Source organism: Arenimonas sp. (assembly GCF_035721105.1).
In the GTDB taxonomy this organism is placed as follows: domain Bacteria; phylum Pseudomonadota; class Gammaproteobacteria; order Xanthomonadales; family Xanthomonadaceae; genus Arenimonas.
On record NZ_DASTNG010000023.1, the window covers coordinates 17098 to 33934 of the forward strand.

Consider the following 16837-nt stretch of genomic DNA (forward strand, 5'->3'; position numbering starts at 1 on the left):
GGTTACTCCTGGGCGGGCGCGTGCCGCCGGGCGGTGTCCTGGATGAAGGCCAGCAGCGAGGCCAGGCCGTTGCTGCGGGTCGGGGAAAGGTGCTTGGCCAGGCCGATGCCGGCGATGTAATCGGGCGAGGTGGCCAGGATCTCGGCCGCGCTGCGGCCCGAGTAGACGCGCAGCGCGAGGTAGATCAGTCCCGAGACGATGGTCGAGTCGCTGATGGCGTGGAACTCGAGCGCGTCGGCGTCGCCCTCGGCCACGATCCAGACCATGGACTGGCAGCCGAGCAGGCGATTGGCCTCGGTTTTCCAGGCCTCGGGGAAGGGCGGCAGTTTGCGGCCCAGGTCGATCAGGTACTGGTAGCGCTCGGACCAGTCGCCGAAGAAGGCGAACTCCTCGGCGATGGCGGCCTGGGCCAGGGCCGCGCTGGTTTCGGTGGGGCGCATCAGCCGCGCCTCCAGCGAACGCCCTGGGCGGTGTCCTCGAGCAGTACGCCTTCCTCGGCCAGCTGCTTGCGGATGGCGTCGGCGCGCAGGAAGTCACGGGCGCGCTTGGCCGCATTGCGTTCGTCCACCAGGGCCTGGATGCGGGCGTCGTCGCCATCCTCGCTGCCGCGGCTGAACCAGGCGTCCGGGCGCTGCTGCAGCAGGCCCAGCAGCAGGCCGCCGCCCAGCAGCTCGGCCTTGAGGCTGGCGCGCGCGATCGGACTGGTGGCCTTGCGGGCCTCGCCGGCGATGCGCGACAGCTCGGCCAGGGCGGCCGGCGTGTTGAGGTCGTCGCACAGGGCCGACTCGACCTCGAACGGCACCATGGGCTCGACCGTGGGCACGTCGGCCAGGTCGCGCAGCGTGCCGTAGAGGCGGTCGAGCGTGCGCACGCACTGTTCGATCAGGCCGTCGGACCAGTCCAGGGGCTGGCGGTAGTGGGCCGAGAGCAGGGCGAAGCGCAGGGCCTCCGGCGGATGCTGGTCCAGCAGGTCGTGCACCAGGTACACGTTGCCCACCGACTTGGACATCTTGGCGCCGCCCAGGTTGAGCATGCCGTTGTGCAGCCAGAAGCGCGCGAATACCTGGCCGCCGTGGGCGCAGGTGCTCTGGGCGACCTCGTTCTCGTGGTGCGGGAACTGCAGGTCGACGCCGCCGCCGTGGATGTCGATGGTGTCGCCCAGGTGGGTCTCGGCCATCGCCGAGCACTCGATGTGCCAGCCCGGGCGGCCCACGCCCCAGGGCGAGTCCCAGCCGGGCAGGTCGGGCGTGGACGGCTTCCACAGCACGAAATCGCCGGCGTCGCGCTTGTACGGCGCCACCTCGACCCGGGCCCCGGCCAGCATCTCGTCCGGGTCCCGGCGCGAGAGCTTGCCGTAGTCGGGGAAGCTGGCGACCGAGAACAGCACGTGGCCCTCGGCTGCGTAGGCGTGGCCGGAGGCGACCAGGCGCTCGATCATGGCGATGATGTGCGGGATGTGGGCGGTGGCATGCGGCACCACGTCCGGCGGGTCCACGCCCAGGCGCGCCATGTCGTCGTGGTAGGCGGCGGCGAAGCGGTCGGTGATGGTGCTGATCGGCACGCCCTGGTCCTTGGCGGCCTGGTTGATCTTGTCGTCGACGTCCGTGATGTTGCGGGCGTAGACCAGGCGCGGGTAGTGCCGCCGCAGCAGCTTGGCCAGGACGCCGAACACCACGGGCGGCCGGGCGTTGCCGATGTGCACGTAGTTGTAGACGGTGGGTCCGCAGACGTACATCGTGACCCGGCGCGGGTCGATGGGCTCGAAGGCTTCGAGCCGGCGCGTGAGGTTGTTGTAAAGACGCAGTTCCATGGTCGGGCGCAGGCGGAAAGCCCGAGTCTAGCAAGCCCGGCGCGCCCGCTTAACGAAAATCTTAGGCCAGGGTTCAGCCGCTGGGCGCTTTAATCCCCGCGTTGCCCCGGCCTTGCCCCCTGCAGTGGGTCGTCCCGGGCCGACCGCCCCCACGGAGACCGCCCGATGACCGTTGCCATCCGAACCCTTCCGCTGCTGCTGCTGGCCCTGTCGGCGCCCGCGCTGGCCCAGTACGCGGGTGCCGGGTACGAGGATCCCGAATACGCCAACGGTGCCTACGACGACACCCCGGTCTACGCCCCGGCGACCCCCGAGAACATCAGCTACGGCTACGCCCAGGTGCTGCGCGCCGACGAAGTGGTCGAGCGGGTCGTCACCCGTACCCCGGAAGAGCGCTGCGACGAGGTCGAGTACCGCAGCTCCGGCCGCACCACCGGAGGCACCGTCATCGGTGCCCTGGTCGGCGCCGCGCTGGGCAACCAGGTCGGCAAGGGCGACGGCCGCAAGGCCGCCACCGTGGTCGGCGCCGTCGCCGGCGGCGCCATCGGCAACAACATCGCCCGCCGCCGCGAGGAGGCCGAGGCCCGCGGCTGCCAGCTGGTCGAGGTCGAGCGCGAGGAAAGCCAGGTCGTCGGCTACGACGTCGAATACATGTACAAGGGCGAGAAATACATGTCGCGCCTGCCCTACGACCCGGGCAACCGCCTGCGCATCCGCGTCTCGGTCGTCCCCGACGACCTGGGCGGCAGCGCCCGCTGAGTTGCGGCCCCGACCCGCCCCCGGCATACTCCCCATCCAATGAGCACCTGCGCCGCCTCCGCCGACGTCCTGACTTCCGCCTACATGGCGGCGGGCATGACGTCCCGTGCGCGCCGACCGGAATCCGCCACGCCAGCTGGGTAACCCGGACGTCACTGCTTGTTCACCGGAAAAGCCCAGCCTCGCGCTGGGCTTTTTTGTTTTGGATTTTCACAAGGGAAGGCCATGAAGCATTTTCTCAATACCCAGGACTGGACCCGCGCGGAGCTTGATGCCGTGCTGGCGCAGGCGGCGGCGTTCAAGCGCAGCAAGGCCGGCGACCAGCTCAAGGGCAAGTCCATTGCCCTGGTGTTCTTCAATCCGTCCCTGCGCACCCGAACCAGCTTCGAGCTGGGCGCCTTCCAGCTCGGCGGGCATGCGGTGGTGCTGCAGCCGGGCAAGGACGCGTGGCCCATCGAATTCGACGTGGGCACGGTGATGGACGGCGAGGCCGAGGAGCACATCGCCGAGGTCGCGCGGGTGCTGTCGCGCTACGTCGACCTGGTGGCGGTGCGCGCCTTCCCGAAGTTCCAGGACTGGTCGGTGGACCGCAAGGACCGGGTGCTGCGCGCGTTCGCCAAGTACTCGACGGTGCCGGTGATCAACCTCGAGACCATCACCCACCCCTGCCAGGAGCTGGCGCACGCGATGGCGCTGCAGGAGCACTTCGGCACCCCCGACCTGCGCGGCAAGAAGTTCGTGCTGACCTGGACCTACCACCCCAAGCCGCTCAACACCGCGGTGGCCAACTCCGCGCTCACCATCGCCACCCGGATGGGCATGGACGTGACCCTGCTGTGCCCGACCCCGGAGTACGCGCTGGACGCGCGCTACCTGGGCTGGGCCCGCGACAACGTGGCCGAGTCGGGCGGCAGCTTCCGGATGAGCCACGACATCGCCGAGGCCTACACCGGCGCCGACGTGGTGTACGCCAAGAGCTGGGGCGCGATCCCGTACTTCGGCCGCTGGGAGCAGGAGAAGCCGATCCGCGACGCGCACCGGCACTTCATCGTCGACGAGGCCAAGATGGCGCTGACCAACCACGGCGTCTTCAGCCACTGCCTGCCGCTGCGGCGCAACGTGAAGGCGACCGACGGCGTGATGGACTCGCCGCAGTGCATCGCGATCGAGGAGGCCGAGAATCGGCTGCATGTGCAGAAGGCGGTGATGGTGGCGCTGGCCAGGCAGTAAGGCAAGAAACTTACCCCTCTCCCCCGGCCCCTCTCCCACAAGGGGAGAGGGGAGCAAAGCGAAAGCCCTTCTCCCTCAAGGGAAGAGGGGAGCCAAGCGAAAGCCCTTCTCCCTCAAGGGAAGAGGGGAGCAAAGCGAAAGCCCCTCTCCCCTTGCGGGAGAGGGGTTGGGGAGAGGGGAAATCCAGATGCAACACGAACCCAGGATCCAATCATGACCACCCGAAACATCGTCCTAGCCTTCTCCGGCGGCCTCGACACCAGCTTCTGCATCCCGTGGCTGAAGGAGCGCGGCTGGGCCGTGCACACCGTCTTCGCCGACACCGGCGGCGTCGATGCCGAGGAGCGCGCCTACATCGAAGCGCGTGCCGCCGAGCTGGGCGCGGCCAGCCACGTCACGGTCGACGGCGGCCCGGCGATCTGGGACGGTTTCGTCAAACCCTTCGTGATGGCGGGCGAGGGCTATCAGGGCCAGTACCCGCTGCTGGTGTCAGATCGCTACCTGATCGTGGATGCCGCCCTCACGCGTGCCGGCGAAATCGGCACGCGCGCCATCGCCCACGGCTGCACCGGCATGGGCAACGACCAGGTGCGCTTCGACCTGGCGGTGAAGGCCGCCGGCGACTACGAGATCGTGGCGCCGATCCGCGAGATCCAGAAAGAGCACACCCAGACCCGCGCCTACGAGCAGGCCTACCTGGAGGAGCGCGGCTTCGAGGTGCGGGCCAAGCAAAAGAGCTACACCATCAACGAGAACCTGCTCGGGCTGACCATGTCCGGCGGCGAGATCGACCGCTGGGAAGCGCCGGGCGAAGGCGCCCGCGGCTGGTGCGCGCCGCGCGCCGAGTGGCCGGCGCAGCCGCTGCGGGTGACGCTCACCTTCCGCCAGGGCGAGGCGGTGGCGCTGGACGGCCAGCCGATGCCGGGCGCCGCGCTGCTGGCCCGGCTGAACGCGCTGTTCGCGAAATACGGCGTCGGCCGCGGCCTCTACACCGGCGACACCACCATCGGCCTCAAGGGCCGCATCATCTTCGAGGCCCCGGGCCTGGCCGCGCTGCTGGCCGGCCACCGGGCGCTGGAGGAGGCGGTGCTGACCAAGCACCAGAACCGCTTCAAGCCGACCGTGGCGCGGCAGTGGGTGGAGCTGGTGTACGAGGGCTTCTACAACGACCCGCTCAAGACCGACCTCGAGGCCTTCCTGGCCTCGAGCCAGGCCTGCGTCAACGGCGAGGTGGTGCTGGAAACCCAGGGCGGCCGCGTCGATGCGGTGGCCGTGCGCTCGCCGCACCTGCTGCACGCCAAGGGCGCGACCTACGCGCAGTCGGCGGACTGGGGCGTGGCGGAGGCCGAGGGCTTCATCCGGCTGTACGGGATGAGCAGCACGCTTTGGGCCGAGGTCAATCGCCGGTAACCCCCCGTTGTAGGAGGGCCTTCTGGCCCGAAGCTTTTCGGCGGAGAGCTTCGCGCCTGAAGGCGCTCCTACAGGGACACGACAGGATTGCATGATGCTCCAGGACGTTCTGAATCACCTTGAAGCGCTGGTGTCCTTCGACACCCGCAACCCGCCGCGCGCCATCGGCACCGGCGGCATCTTCGACTACCTGCGGGCGAACCTGCCGGGCTTCGCCGTCACCGTCACCGACCACGGTGCCGGGGCGGTGTCGCTGCTGGCGGTGCGCGGCGCGCCGAAGCGCGTGTTCAACGTGCACCTGGACACGGTGCCGGCCTCGCCGGCCTGGAGCGCCGATCCGCACGTGCTGCGCGTCACCGGCGACCGGGCGATCGGCCTGGGCGCCTGCGACATCAAGGGCGCCGCCGCCGGCCTGCTGGCGGCCGCGGCCCGCACCACCGGCGATGCCGCCTTCCTGTTCACCAGCGATGAAGAGGCCAACGACGCACGCTGCATCGCCGCCTTCCTCGCCACCGACCACGGCTTCGACGAAGCCATCGTGGCCGAGCCGACGATGGCCGAGGCGGTGCTGGCGCATCGCGGCATCAGTTCGGTGCTGATGCAGTTCACCGGCCAGGCCGGCCACGCCTCGGGCGCGCAGGCGCGGACCGCCAGCGCACTGCACGCCGCGATCCGCTGGGGCGACCAGGCGCTGGACTACGTCGCGTCGCTCGACCACGCGCGCTTCGGCGGCCTGACCGGGCTGCGCTTCAACATCGGCCGGATCGAGGGCGGCATCAAGGCCAACATGATCGCGCCGCGGGCGGAGCTGCGCTTTGGCTTCCGGCCGCTGCCGTCGCAGTCGCCGGCCGAACTGCACGCGCGCCTGCGCGGCTTCGCCGAACCGGCGGCGCTGGCGTCGTACGAGGAGACCTTCCGTGGCCCCTCGCTGCCCGCCGGCGACATCGCCGACGCCGAGGCCAAGCGCCTGGCCGCCCGCGACCTCGCCGACGAGCTGGGGCTGCCGATCGGCAACGCGGTCGATTTCTGGACCGAGGCCTCGCTGTTCTCGGCCGCGGGCCTCGCGGCCTTCGTCTACGGCCCCGGCGACATCGCCCAGGCGCATACGGCGGACGAGTGGGTCGCGCTGGGGCAGCTGGACATCGTCGCCAACACCTACCGCCGACTGCTGGAGGCCCCGTGAACGACCTGACGCTGGCCTCGCGAACCTCCGCCCACGACCCGCTCGCCGCGGCCGTCGCCTTGCCGTCCCGGAACTGGCTTCCGGCACCCTTACTCCACGCAGCCCACCCTGACCATGACTGAGATGCGCACCACGATCGTCCGCCTGCTGTCCAACATGGCCAGCGCCAAGGAGATCCAGCAATACCTCAAGCGCTTCAGCCAGGTCGACGCGGCCCGCTTCGCCGTGGTCAAGGTCGGCGGCGCCGTGCTGCGCGACGACCTCGACGCGCTGGTGAGCTCGCTGTCCTTCCTGCAGCAGGTGGGCCTGACGCCGATCGTGATCCACGGCGCCGGCCCGCAGCTGGACGAGGAAATGAAGGCCGCGAAGATCGAGAAGGTCACCCTCGACGGCCTGCGCGTCACCGACGCCGCCGGCCTGGCCATCGTGCGGCGCGTGTCGCAGCAGGAGAACCTGCGCCTGGTCGAGGCGCTGCAGGCCCAGGGCGTGCGCGCCACCTCGATCACCTCGGGCGTGTTCGAGTGCGACTACCTGTCCAAGCGCAAGTACGGCCTGGTCGGCCAGGTCGACGCCGTGCACGTGGCCAGCATCCAGGCCGCGATCAAGGTCGGCTCGATCCCGGTGATCGCGTCGCTGGGCGAAACCGCCGGTGGCCAGATCCTCAACGTCAACGCCGACTGGGCCGCCAACGAGCTGGTCAAGACCCTGCAGCCCTACAAGATCATCTTCCTGACGGGCACGGGCGGCCTGCTCGACGGCGACGGCCACGTGATCGACTCGATCAACCTCAGCACCGAGTACGCCGAGCTGCTGCGCCAGCCCTGGCTGCATTCGGGCATGAAGGTGAAGATCGAGCAGATCCACGACCTGCTGATGGCGCTGCCGCCGGCCAGCTCGGTGTCGATCACGCGCCCGGACCAGCTGGCCAAGGAGCTGTTCACCCATCGTGGTTCCGGCACCCTGGTGCGGCGCGGCGAGCAGGTCCGCAGCGTCACCTCATGGAAGAAGCTCGACCTCAAGCGCCTCAAGGGCCTGGTCGAGTCGGGCTTCGGCCGCAAGCTGGCGCCGGACTATTTCGAGAAGACGAACCTCTACAAGGCCTACGTCAGCGAGCACTACCGCGCGGCGCTGATCATCACGCTCGAGGACGGCATCCCGCACCTCGACAAGTTCGCCGTCAGCGACGACGCCCAGGGCGAGGGCCTGGGGCGCGCGGCCTGGCAGGTGATGCGGGCCGAGATGCCGCAGCTGTTCTGGCGCGCCCGCGCCGGCAATCCCGTCAACGACTTCTATTTCGACGAGGCCGACGGCTGCATGAAGGGCGAGAAGTGGAACGTGTTCTGGTACGGGCTCGAGGGCTGGGAGCAGGTACGCTATGCCGTCGAACACTGCCTGGCCCGGCCGGCCACGCTCAAGGGCTGACATGATCACCAACCTGCACTGGTCCATTCCGCCGATCCTGCAAGGCGTCCACGTCACGCTCGAGCCGCTGCAGCGCGAGCACGGCGAGGAGCTGCTGGCCGCCGCCGCCGACGGCGAGCTGTGGAACCTCTGGTACACCACGGTCCCCGGCCCGGAGACCGTGCGCGGCTATATCGCCAAGGCGATGGAGGAGCGCGAGGCCGGCACGGCCATGCCCTTCCTGGTGCGCAATGCGGCCGGCGATCCGGTCGGCAGCACGCGTTTCTTCCGGATGGACCCGGTGATCCCCAGCCTGGAGCTGGGCTACACCTGGTACGCGCAGCGCGTGCAGCGCACCGCGCTCAACACCGAGGCCAAGCGGCTGCTGCTCGGCCACGCCTTCGACGCCATGGGCTGCAGCGTGGTGGAGCTGCGCACGCACGTGTTCAACCAGCGCTCGCGCGCCGCGATCGAGCGCCTCGGGGCACACTTCGACGGCATCCTGCGCCGGCAGATGCGCATGGCCGACGGCCACCTGCGCGACACCGCCGTGTACTCCATCCTCGACAACGAGTGGCCGACGATCCGTCGCCATCTCGACTTCAAGCTCGAGCACGGGGAGGCGCCGTGAGCCGGTCGACCTCCGGCCGGGAGGCATCGCCTTGAGCGCCCGCATTTCCCTCGGCCTGGTGGGTGCCCGTGGTTACGTCGGCGCCGAGCTGATCCGCCTGGTCGCGGCGCATCCGCGCTTCGCGCTGGCCTTCGTGTCCTCGCGCGAGCGGGACGGGCAGCGGCTGGCCGACCATGAGCCGGCCTACGCCGGCGACCTGCGCTACGTGAACCTCGACGCCGCGGCCGCCGCGGGGCAGGGCGCCGACGCGCTGGTGCTGGCCTTGCCCAACGGCATGGCGGCGCCCTTCGTCGCGGCGCTGGAGGCGTCGGCGCCGCGCACCGTGGCGGTCGATCTTTCGGCCGATTATCGCTTCGACGACCGCTGGCACTACGGCCTGCCCGAACTGACCCGCGCGGCTGCGCCAGGCGCCACCCGCATCAGCAATCCCGGCTGCTACGCCACCGCGATGCAGCTGGCGGTGGCGCCGATGCGCGCGACGCTGGCCGGGCCGGTGCAGTGCTTTGGCGTGTCCGGCTACTCGGGCGCCGGCACCGGGGCCTCGGACAAGAACGATCCGGAGAAGCTGCGCGACAACCTCATGCCGTATGCGCTCACCGGCCACGTGCACGAGCGCGAGGTGACGCGCCAGCTCGGCCATCCGGTCGAGTTCATGCCGCACGTCGCCCCGCATTTCCGCGGCATCACGCTCACGGCCAACCTGCACCTGGCCGAGGCGACGACGCTGGACGCCGTCCGCGCCGCCTACCGCGCCGCCTACGCGGGCGAGCCGCTGGTGTCGGTGCTGGACGAGGCCCCCTGGGTCAGCCGCATCGCCGGCCGCCACCACGCCGAGGTCGGCGGCTTCACGCTGTCGGCGGACGGCCGCCGGCTGGTGGTCGTGGCCACCCTCGACAACCTGCTCAAGGGCGCCGCCACCCAGGCGCTGCAGAACCTCAACCTGGCCTTCGGCCTGCCGGAAACGATGGGAATCCCGACATGAGCGACCTGCTTTGGCAGAAACCCGGCGTCGAAGTCGACCCGCGCATCCAGGCCTTCCTGGCCGGCGACGACGTCGTGCTGGACCGCGAGTTCATCCAGGACGACGTCACCGCTTCGGCCGCGCATGCGCGCGGGCTGGCGAAGATCGGCATCCTCAGCGCGGACGAATGCGAGGCGCTCTGCCGCGAGTTGGGCATCCTGTCTGATGACCTCAAGTCTGGCGCCTTCGTGTTGGACGAACGTTTCGAAGACTGCCATTCGGCGATCGAATCCCGTCTGATCGAGCGCCTCGGCGACGCCGGCCGCAAGATCCACACCGGCCGCAGCCGCAACGATCAGGTGCTGGTGGCCACGCGCCTGTGGCTCAAGCGCAAGCTGGGCGAGGTGCAGTCGCTGTGCCGCGAAGTGGCCGAGGTCTGCCTGCAGCGCGCCGAAGCCGAAGCCAACCCCATGCCCGGCTACACCCACCTCCAGCGCGCCGTGGTCTCGTCCACCGCGATGTGGTGGGCCGGCTTCGCCGAAGCCTTCATCGACAATGCCGTGCGCGCGACGCAGGCCCACGACTGGATCGACGCCAACCCGCTCGGCACCGCCGCCGGCTACGGCGTCAACCTGCCGCTGGACCGCGAGGGCAGCACGAAGGAACTGGGCTTCGCCCGCATGCAGGTCAGCCCGATCTACGCCCAGCTCAGCCGCGGCAAGTTCGAGATCGCCGCCGTGGACGCCGTGGGCGCGGCCTGCCTCGACCTGCGCCGCCTGGCCTGGGACCTGAGCCTGTTCACCACCGCCGAGTTCGGCTTCGTCACGCTGCCGCCGCAGTACACCACCGGCAGCTCGATCATGCCCAACAAGCGCAACCCCGACCTGGTCGAACTGATGCGCGCCACCTACGCCAGCATCGCCGCGGCCCGCACCGAACTCGAGAACCTGCTGTCGCTCCCCAGCGGCTACCACCGCGACCTGCAGTTCACCAAGGGCGCGCTGTACCACGCCTTCGGCCGCGGCCTCGGCGCGCTGTCGCTGCTGCCGGACCTGCTGCGCGGGCTGCGCTGGAACCCCGATCGCCTGGCCAAGGCCTTCGACGACGGCATGTACGCCACCGACAAGGCCGTGGAGCTGGCGGTGGCCGGGCTGCCGTTCCGCGAGGCCTACAAACAGGCCGCCGCGGAACCGCTGCCGTCGCACGGCGCCGATCCGCAGGCCAGCCTGGACGCGCGGGTGTCGCCGGGCGGGGCGGGGGCCCCGGGGTTGGCGGTCTTGCGCCAGCGCCTGGCGGCGCTGGCGCCGGCGCGCTGATCCGACGCGTGGCCCGGCCTGGGCCTGGCGCCTAGGCGTGGGTGCCCTCGGGCTCGACGACCACGGCAGTGCCGTAGCACAGGACTTCGGTCAGGCCGGTCATGATCTCGGTCGCGTCGTAGCGCATGCCGATGATGGCGTTCGCGCCCAGGCGGCGGGCGTTGTCCAGCATTTCCTGGTAGGTCTCGCGACGGGCCTGTTCGCACAGTTCGGTGTAGATGGTGATGTTGCCCCCGAACAGGCTCTGGATGCCGCCCACGAAGTTGCCCACGATCGAGCGCGAGCGGACCGTGATGCCGCGGACCACGCCCAGGCTGCGGACCACGCGGTGCCCGGGCAGCTCGAAGGCCGTGGTGACGTTCGAATTCGCGAGGCCGGCGGGGGCCCGGCCGAGGTGGGCAGGTACCCGGTTCATGGGATCAGACAATTTTCGACTCCTCGGGTATCGCGCCCGGCGGGCGCTTCATTCGGCTTTCGGATGGCGCAGCACGCGCAGTGACACCACCAGCACCAGGCCGGCGCCCAGCGCCAGCACCGCCCACAGGATCCAGCGCTGCCAATCCTCGCCGCGCTTGGGTGCCAGCGCGGCCTCGCCACCCGCTTCCGCGCGGGCGCCCAGGGTCGCGGCCTTCGGCGGCGTGCTGGATGCCGCCAGCGCGGCCTGCACGGGATAGTCCTCGCGCACGACGCGGGCGCTCCCTGCCACCAGCACATACGGGCCTTCGCCCTGGGCCAGCATCACGAAGCGTTCCGGGCGGTACTGCAGCACCAGGGTCGGCGGCTGCGCCAGTGCGGGCTGGGTGGTGATCTGCCAGTCCAGGTGGCGCTGCGGGCTGATGCCCGGGGCGATGTGCCTGACTTCGTCGTCGCCGTTGCCCAGGCGGAAGGCGGTGAAGCCCGCCACGCCCTGCCACCATTCGCTGCCGGGTGCGCGGACGTTCACCTGCACGGCGGAGACGGAGTTGGTGGCGGCCAGGCGCAGGTCCATGCGCTCGACGGCGACCGGTGCCGGGCTGGCGTAGGTGTAGGTGCCCGGCTGGCCGGCGACGGCGATGCCCATCAGCTCCAGCGTCTTCCATTCGCGGGTGTCGCCGCCGGTGATGCGGCGCTCGGCCTGCAGCGCGGCGATCGCCGGCCACTGGCCGTCGTTCTCGATGGCCAGGCGCAGGTAGCGGGCCCGGGTGCTGGCGATGTCGAGCTGCAGGCGTTCGATGCGCAGGCCGTTGTCATCCAGCGCCACCAGCGGCAGGCCGCTGCCGACGTCCTGCCAACTGGCCAGGTCGTCCGAGGCGCTGACGCGCACGCGCAGGTTCACCGGCAGCGCGGCATCGCCGGCGAGTTGCACGTGCAGGCGCGACAGCGCGGGCGGTTCGTCCTCGCCGCGGTCCACCAGCAGGTCGTGGCGCTCGGCCGGCGGCGGCGCGCCGTCGGTGGTGCGCAGGTCCAGCCCGCGCAGGCGGCCGTCGGCATCGCGCTCCAGGCGCAGGGCCAGGCTGTCGGGCTGGCCGGGGGCGGGCAGCGGCACCCGCAGCCAGGCCAGCGGCTCGCGCACGTCCTCGTCCTGGCGCTGCGGCGGCCACGGGGCGAAGGGCACGGCCTCGCCGGCGGCGTTGAACACGGCCAGGTCGCGCAGGTCGCTGCGCCGGACGTTGGCCAGCACGTCGGCGTCGAGTTCGAGCACGTAGGCCGAGGCCTCGCCGTCGGTCTGGATCGGCCACTGCCAGGCGTAGTCCTGCGGCGTGGCGGCGGACGCCGCACCGGCGGCCAGCAGGCCCATCATCAACATCGCACGCATGTGCTTACTCCGAACGGGGCGGGGTGGGGGCGATGCGGCCGACGATGATCAGCAGCAGGCCCACGACGACGAAGGAGACGATCCCGGCGATGTTGCCGACGAACTGCCGGTCGACGACCAGCAGCTTCAGCAGCACCACGCCCAACAGGCCGGCGCCCAGCCACCACAGCCCGCGGTCGAGGCGACGCGAGCCGAGGATCCAGGCGGTGACGCCGGCCAGGCACCAGGTCACGGTCAGGCTGGTCTGCGCCAGGGTTTCACCCAGCAGGCTCGCGGACCACGGCAGGTCCGCGAGCTGGTGGCAGGCGCGCAGCACCGCCATCGTCAGCATGAACAGCGCGGCGCCGGCCCAGGCCAGGCTGCCGAGCCGGTCGCGGTCGGTGTGCTGCCGCAGCCACGCGGCCGCGACCACCAGGCCCAGCACCAGCGACAGCTCCAGCGGATTGAGCAGCGGCAGCCAGGGCAGCGGGCGGCTGTCGCCCGGCATGAAGTTGCCGAACACCCAGCCCAGGCCCAGGGTGAGACCGGCCAGCCCCAGCCAGGCCGGGCGCCAGCGCGGGAATTCATCGGCCACCGGCCAACCGGCGAGGCGCGGCCGGGTCCAGGCCAGCGCGAACATCAGTGCCACCGGCGCCAGCACCGCCGGCAGCAGCCAGCCGTCCGCCAGCCCGGCGCGCTCGTCCAGCACCCGCAGCAGGGTGAGGCCGGCGGCAGCGGCCACCGCGACCAGCCAGGCCAGGTGCGCAAACAGCAGGCCGCGCGAGAGCGGTTGGCGCAGCGCGGCCAGGGTCGGCAGCGCCAGGGCCAGCACCGCCCACCACAGCGCCAGCGGGGCGTCGAACAGCGTCACCGTGTGGTGCTCCTGCGAGGCCAGCGACAGCGGCAGCATCAGGACCACGGACGCCGCCAGCGGCCACGACAGTCGCGGCCAGGCCAGGGGCGCGCGCAGCAGCGCCGCCAGCACGGCCGTCACCAGGGCGAAGCCGCCGTAGTACAGCGCATCGAATTCCGGCGACAGGTTGACCTCGATCTCGCACAGGCCCAGCAGGCTCCACCAGGCCAGGCCGCCGAGGAAGTAGATGACCGCGACCGCCTGCGCCTTGCCGGCGCGCTCGTACAGCCAGCTCGCGAACAGCCAGCCCAGCGTGAGCAGGCCCAGGTTCAGGGCGTGCGGGTTGGCCAGGAAGCGGTCCGCGCTGTCGATGTGGGTATCGACCAGGCTCACCATCCAGGCCAGCACCGCCAGCACCAGCAGCGCCAGGCCGCCCCAGCGCACCAGGCGCCGTTCCTGGCGCAGGCCCAGCCAGACCATGCCGCTGCCCTGCAACGCCCAAGCCGCCGAGGTCCAGCGCGCGGTGAGCGCCAGCGGGATCGCCAGCGTCGCGAACACCACGCCCATGCCGGCCGCGCTTTGCGCCAGGTCGCGCAGGCGCTGGTTGCGCCGCGCCCAGAGCGCCAGGCCGGTGTACACGGCCGCGACGAACACGGCGCTGGCCGCCAGCCCGAAGCGATCGTCGCCGATCAGTCCCACCTGCATCGGGAAGGCCAGCAGCGGCGTGCCGAACAGCAGGGTGCCGTCGACCTTGCCGTTCCTGTGCCGGCCGGCCAGCGCATACAGCACCGGTATGGCGACGTAGAACAGGAAGAACAGGATGAGGAAGGGCTCGACCGTCGCGAACTTTTCGGGCGCGTAGTACTTCTCGCCCCACATCGCGCCGATGACGAAGGTGAAGACGAAGCCCACCAGGTTCAGCGCGCGCCACGGCCGCTGCCAGGCGATGGCGAACACCGCCGCGTTGAGCACCGCGTAATAGCTGAAGAGCGCGACGTGGTTGCCGCTGCCGGTCGACAGCAGCACCGGCGCCAGGTAGCCGCCGATGAAGCCCAGCACCGCCAGCGCCGGGGCGTCCTGCTTCACCGCCAGCACGCTGGCGCCGGCGACCAGGATTACCACCAGCACGAAGGCCGGCATCGCGCCCAGCACCTCGTAGTTGCGGAAGGCCGCGAACACCACCAGCAGCAGGATGCCGATGGCGCCGCCCTGCAGGCTCAGGCCGAAGGCCGGCTGCTCGGGTGCGCGGCGCAGGCCCCAGACCAGGCCGGCGATGGCGCCGGCGGCGATGCCGGCCAGGCGGAACTCGATCGGCATCGTCAGCCAGCCGGCGTCGGCGGCGTACTTGATCGCGGCGGCGACGCCGAAGAGCAGCACCAGCACGCCCAGCTTCACCGGCACGTTGCCTTCGAACAGCCAGCCCTTGACCACGGCCACGGCCTTCTCGACTACGTCCGGCTCGCGCGCGCCCAGGTTCCAGGGCGCCGGATCGGCCTCGGGGATCGGTGGCGGCTGCGGTGTGCCCGGGCCGGGAATGGCGGGCGGGGTGGCGCGGGCCGGCGTGGCGGCCGCGGGCTGCGGGGCGCCGGACAACCCGTCGGTGGGAATCGGCGGTGCCGCCGGCGTGGCGACGGCCGGGGTCGGGGCGCCGCCGGGGCCGACGGGACCGGCCGCGACCTCGGGATCGGGCGGGACGGGGGCAGGCGCAGGCTTGGGCGGCGCGGTGGCGGCATCGGCGGCGGGCGCCGCGGCGGCCGCGGGGCGGCGGGCGAGGGCCTCGACCCGGTCCAGGCGTCGCTCCAGGTCACCGATGCGACCGCGGGCCCGGACCACCATGCCCAGCAGGGCGCCGACGAGGGCGCCGGCGACCAGCCCGAAGCCTTCCCGGCTGGCGTCGGCGATGAACAGGCCCAGGAAGGCGCCCACGATACCCAGGATCCAGCTCATCCAATTCCCCGACGTGATCTCGGGGTGAGTGTAGCCAACCGGGGCCGCCTGTGAACGCCGGGCCCGGAAACGAAAACGCCGCCCTTGCGGGGCGGCGGTTCGTTGGCTCGAATTGGTCGGGGAGACAGGATTTGAACCTGCGACTTCTACGTCCCGAACGTAGCGCTCTACCAGGCTGAGCTACACCCCGAGGGATTCGAGCCGGCTATTCTAGTCACCGAACCCGACCTCGGCAAGCCCGGCGTTCGCCCGGCGCCCGGGGCGGCTCGACCGGCGGCGCCAGAAGCTAGAATGCGCCATCGCCTTGGAGTGTCCCGCCTTGATCAAGCCCCGCACCACGCCCGGGGTCATGGAGCTGCTGCCCCGTGACCAGATCGCCTTCCAGCGCATGCTCGACGTCATCCGGCGCAACTACGAGCGCTTCGGCTTCCTGCCGGTGGAAACACCGGTGTTCGAGCTCTCCGACGTACTGCTGACCAAGACCGGCGGCGAGACCGAGCGGCAGGTCTACTTCGTGCAGTCGACCGGCGCCCTGCAGAACGCGTCGGAGACCGGCGGCCAGCCGGAGCTGGCCCTGCGCTTCGACCTGACGGTGCCGCTGGCGCGCTACGTCGCCGAGCACGAACACGACCTGGCCTTCCCGTTCCGTCGCTACCAGATCCAGCGCGTCTACCGCGGCGAACGCGCCCAGCGCGGCCGCTTCCGCGAGTTCTACCAGTGCGACATCGACGTGATCGGCAAGGACGCGCTCAGCGTCCGCCACGACGCCGAGATGCCGGCGGTGATCCACGCCGTGTTTTCCGAGCTCGAGGTCGGCCCCTTCACCATCCAGCTCAACAACCGCAAGCTGCTGCGCGGCTTCTTCGAAGGCGTGGGCATCGCCGACGGCGAGCGCCAGGCGCTGGTGCTGCGCGAGATCGACAAGCTCGACAAGCGCGGCGCCGAGGCCGTGCGCGCGACCCTGGTGGGCGCGGACTTCGGCCTGGCCGAGGACGTGGCCGACCGCATCATGGCCTTCGTGCAGGCGCGCTCCACGTCGCATGCGGATGCCCTGTCCAAGCTGGCCGCGCTGGGTGGGTCGAACCCGACCCTGGCCGAGGGCGTGGCCGAGCTGCGCGAGGTGATCGAGCTGCTCAAGGGCTACGGCGTGCCCGAGAAGAACTACGCGATCAATTTCTCCATCGCCCGCGGCCTCGACTACTACACCGGCACCGTGTACGAGACCACGCTCGACGAACACCCGCAGATCGGCTCGGTCTGTTCCGGCGGCCGCTACGAGAACCTCGCCAGCCACTACACCAAGTCGAAGCTGCCCGGCGTCGGCATCTCGATCGGCGCCACCCGCCTGTTCTGGCAGCTGCGTGAGGCGGGCATCCTGTCCACGGCCGACAGCTCGGTGGAGGTGCTGGTCGGCCTGATGGACGAGGCGCGCCTGGCCGATTCGCTCGATATCGCCCGTGGCCTGCGTGCCGCCGGCATCCCGACCGAGGTGCAGCTCGAGGCGAAGAAGATCGCCAAGCAGTTCCAGTACGCCGACCGTGCCGGGATCCGCTTCATGGTGC

Annotated in this window: 14 protein-coding genes and 1 tRNA gene; 9 read left to right on the forward strand and 6 right to left on the reverse strand. The window is 70.9% G+C overall.

From position 1 onward, the window contains the following. Positions 1-2: 2 nt before the first annotated feature. Positions 3-440: a SufE family protein gene (locus VFQ84_RS03290; RefSeq protein WP_325129199.1), complete on the reverse strand. Its 438-nt coding sequence runs from the start codon at positions 438-440 to the stop codon at positions 3-5. Further along, positions 440-1810 carry a cysteine--tRNA ligase gene (cysS, locus tag VFQ84_RS03295; protein WP_325129201.1) on the reverse strand — a complete coding sequence of 457 codons (1371 nt, stop codon included), beginning with the start codon at positions 1808-1810 and terminating at the stop codon, positions 440-442. The genes VFQ84_RS03290 and cysS overlap by 1 nt, the downstream gene beginning before the upstream one ends. A gap of 165 nt (positions 1811-1975) precedes the next feature. On the opposite strand from cysS, the gene VFQ84_RS03300 reads away from it, so the two are divergent. The 8 genes from VFQ84_RS03300 (at position 1976) to argH (ending at position 10701) form a co-directional block, all read left to right on the forward strand. After that, positions 1976-2569: a glycine zipper 2TM domain-containing protein gene (locus VFQ84_RS03300; protein WP_325129203.1), complete on the forward strand. Its 594-nt coding sequence runs from the start codon at positions 1976-1978 to the stop codon at positions 2567-2569. Positions 2570-2794: 225 nt separating this feature from the next. After that, the gene (locus VFQ84_RS03305; protein ID WP_325129205.1) at positions 2795-3799 is read left to right on the forward strand and encodes an N-acetylornithine carbamoyltransferase; all 1005 of its coding nucleotides are present in this window, start codon (positions 2795-2797) and stop codon (positions 3797-3799) included. A 213-nt stretch (positions 3800-4012) separates the two neighbouring features. Beyond that, entirely contained in the window at positions 4013-5209 is a 1197-nt protein-coding gene (locus VFQ84_RS03310) for an argininosuccinate synthase (RefSeq protein ID WP_325129208.1), read from the forward strand. A gap of 94 nt (positions 5210-5303) precedes the next feature. Further along, entirely contained in the window at positions 5304-6392 is a 1089-nt protein-coding gene (locus VFQ84_RS03315; protein WP_325129210.1) for an acetylornithine deacetylase, read from the forward strand. Positions 6393-6506: 114 nt separating this feature from the next. Continuing rightward, entirely contained in the window at positions 6507-7814 is a 1308-nt protein-coding gene (locus tag VFQ84_RS03320; protein WP_325129212.1) for an acetylglutamate kinase, read from the forward strand. Position 7815: 1 nt separating this feature from the next. Next, complete coding sequence (locus VFQ84_RS03325; protein WP_325129214.1) at positions 7816-8424, forward strand: GNAT family N-acetyltransferase; 609 nt, start codon at positions 7816-7818, stop codon at positions 8422-8424. Between the two features lie 31 nt (positions 8425-8455). Then, positions 8456-9406 carry an N-acetyl-gamma-glutamyl-phosphate reductase gene (gene argC / locus VFQ84_RS03330; RefSeq protein WP_325129216.1) on the forward strand — a complete coding sequence of 317 codons (951 nt, stop codon included), beginning with the start codon at positions 8456-8458 and terminating at the stop codon, positions 9404-9406. Further along, complete coding sequence (gene argH, locus VFQ84_RS03335) at positions 9403-10701, forward strand: argininosuccinate lyase (RefSeq protein ID WP_325129218.1); 1299 nt, start codon at positions 9403-9405, stop codon at positions 10699-10701. The genes argC and argH overlap by 4 nt, the downstream gene beginning before the upstream one ends. A 31-nt stretch (positions 10702-10732) precedes the next feature. Here argH and VFQ84_RS03340 read toward each other — a convergent pair whose 3' ends face one another. From VFQ84_RS03340 to VFQ84_RS03355, 4 genes are all read right to left on the reverse strand, one after another. Continuing rightward, positions 10733-11116 carry a YbjQ family protein gene (locus VFQ84_RS03340; protein ID WP_325129220.1) on the reverse strand — a complete coding sequence of 128 codons (384 nt, stop codon included), beginning with the start codon at positions 11114-11116 and terminating at the stop codon, positions 10733-10735. Positions 11117-11164: 48 nt separating this feature from the next. Next, entirely contained in the window at positions 11165-12496 is a 1332-nt protein-coding gene (locus tag VFQ84_RS03345) for a DUF3999 family protein (protein WP_325129222.1), read from the reverse strand. Between the two features lie 4 nt (positions 12497-12500). After that, entirely contained in the window at positions 12501-15275 is a 2775-nt protein-coding gene (locus tag VFQ84_RS03350) for a DUF2339 domain-containing protein (protein ID WP_325129225.1), read from the reverse strand. 113 nt (positions 15276-15388) lie between these two features. Next, positions 15389-15465 (reverse strand) — tRNA-Pro (locus VFQ84_RS03355). Positions 15466-15594: 129 nt separating this feature from the next. Here VFQ84_RS03355 and hisS point away from each other — a divergent pair. Further along, positions 15595-16837 (forward strand): histidine--tRNA ligase (gene hisS / locus VFQ84_RS03360; RefSeq protein ID WP_325129227.1); only part of this gene is annotated, 1243 nt, incomplete at its 3' end.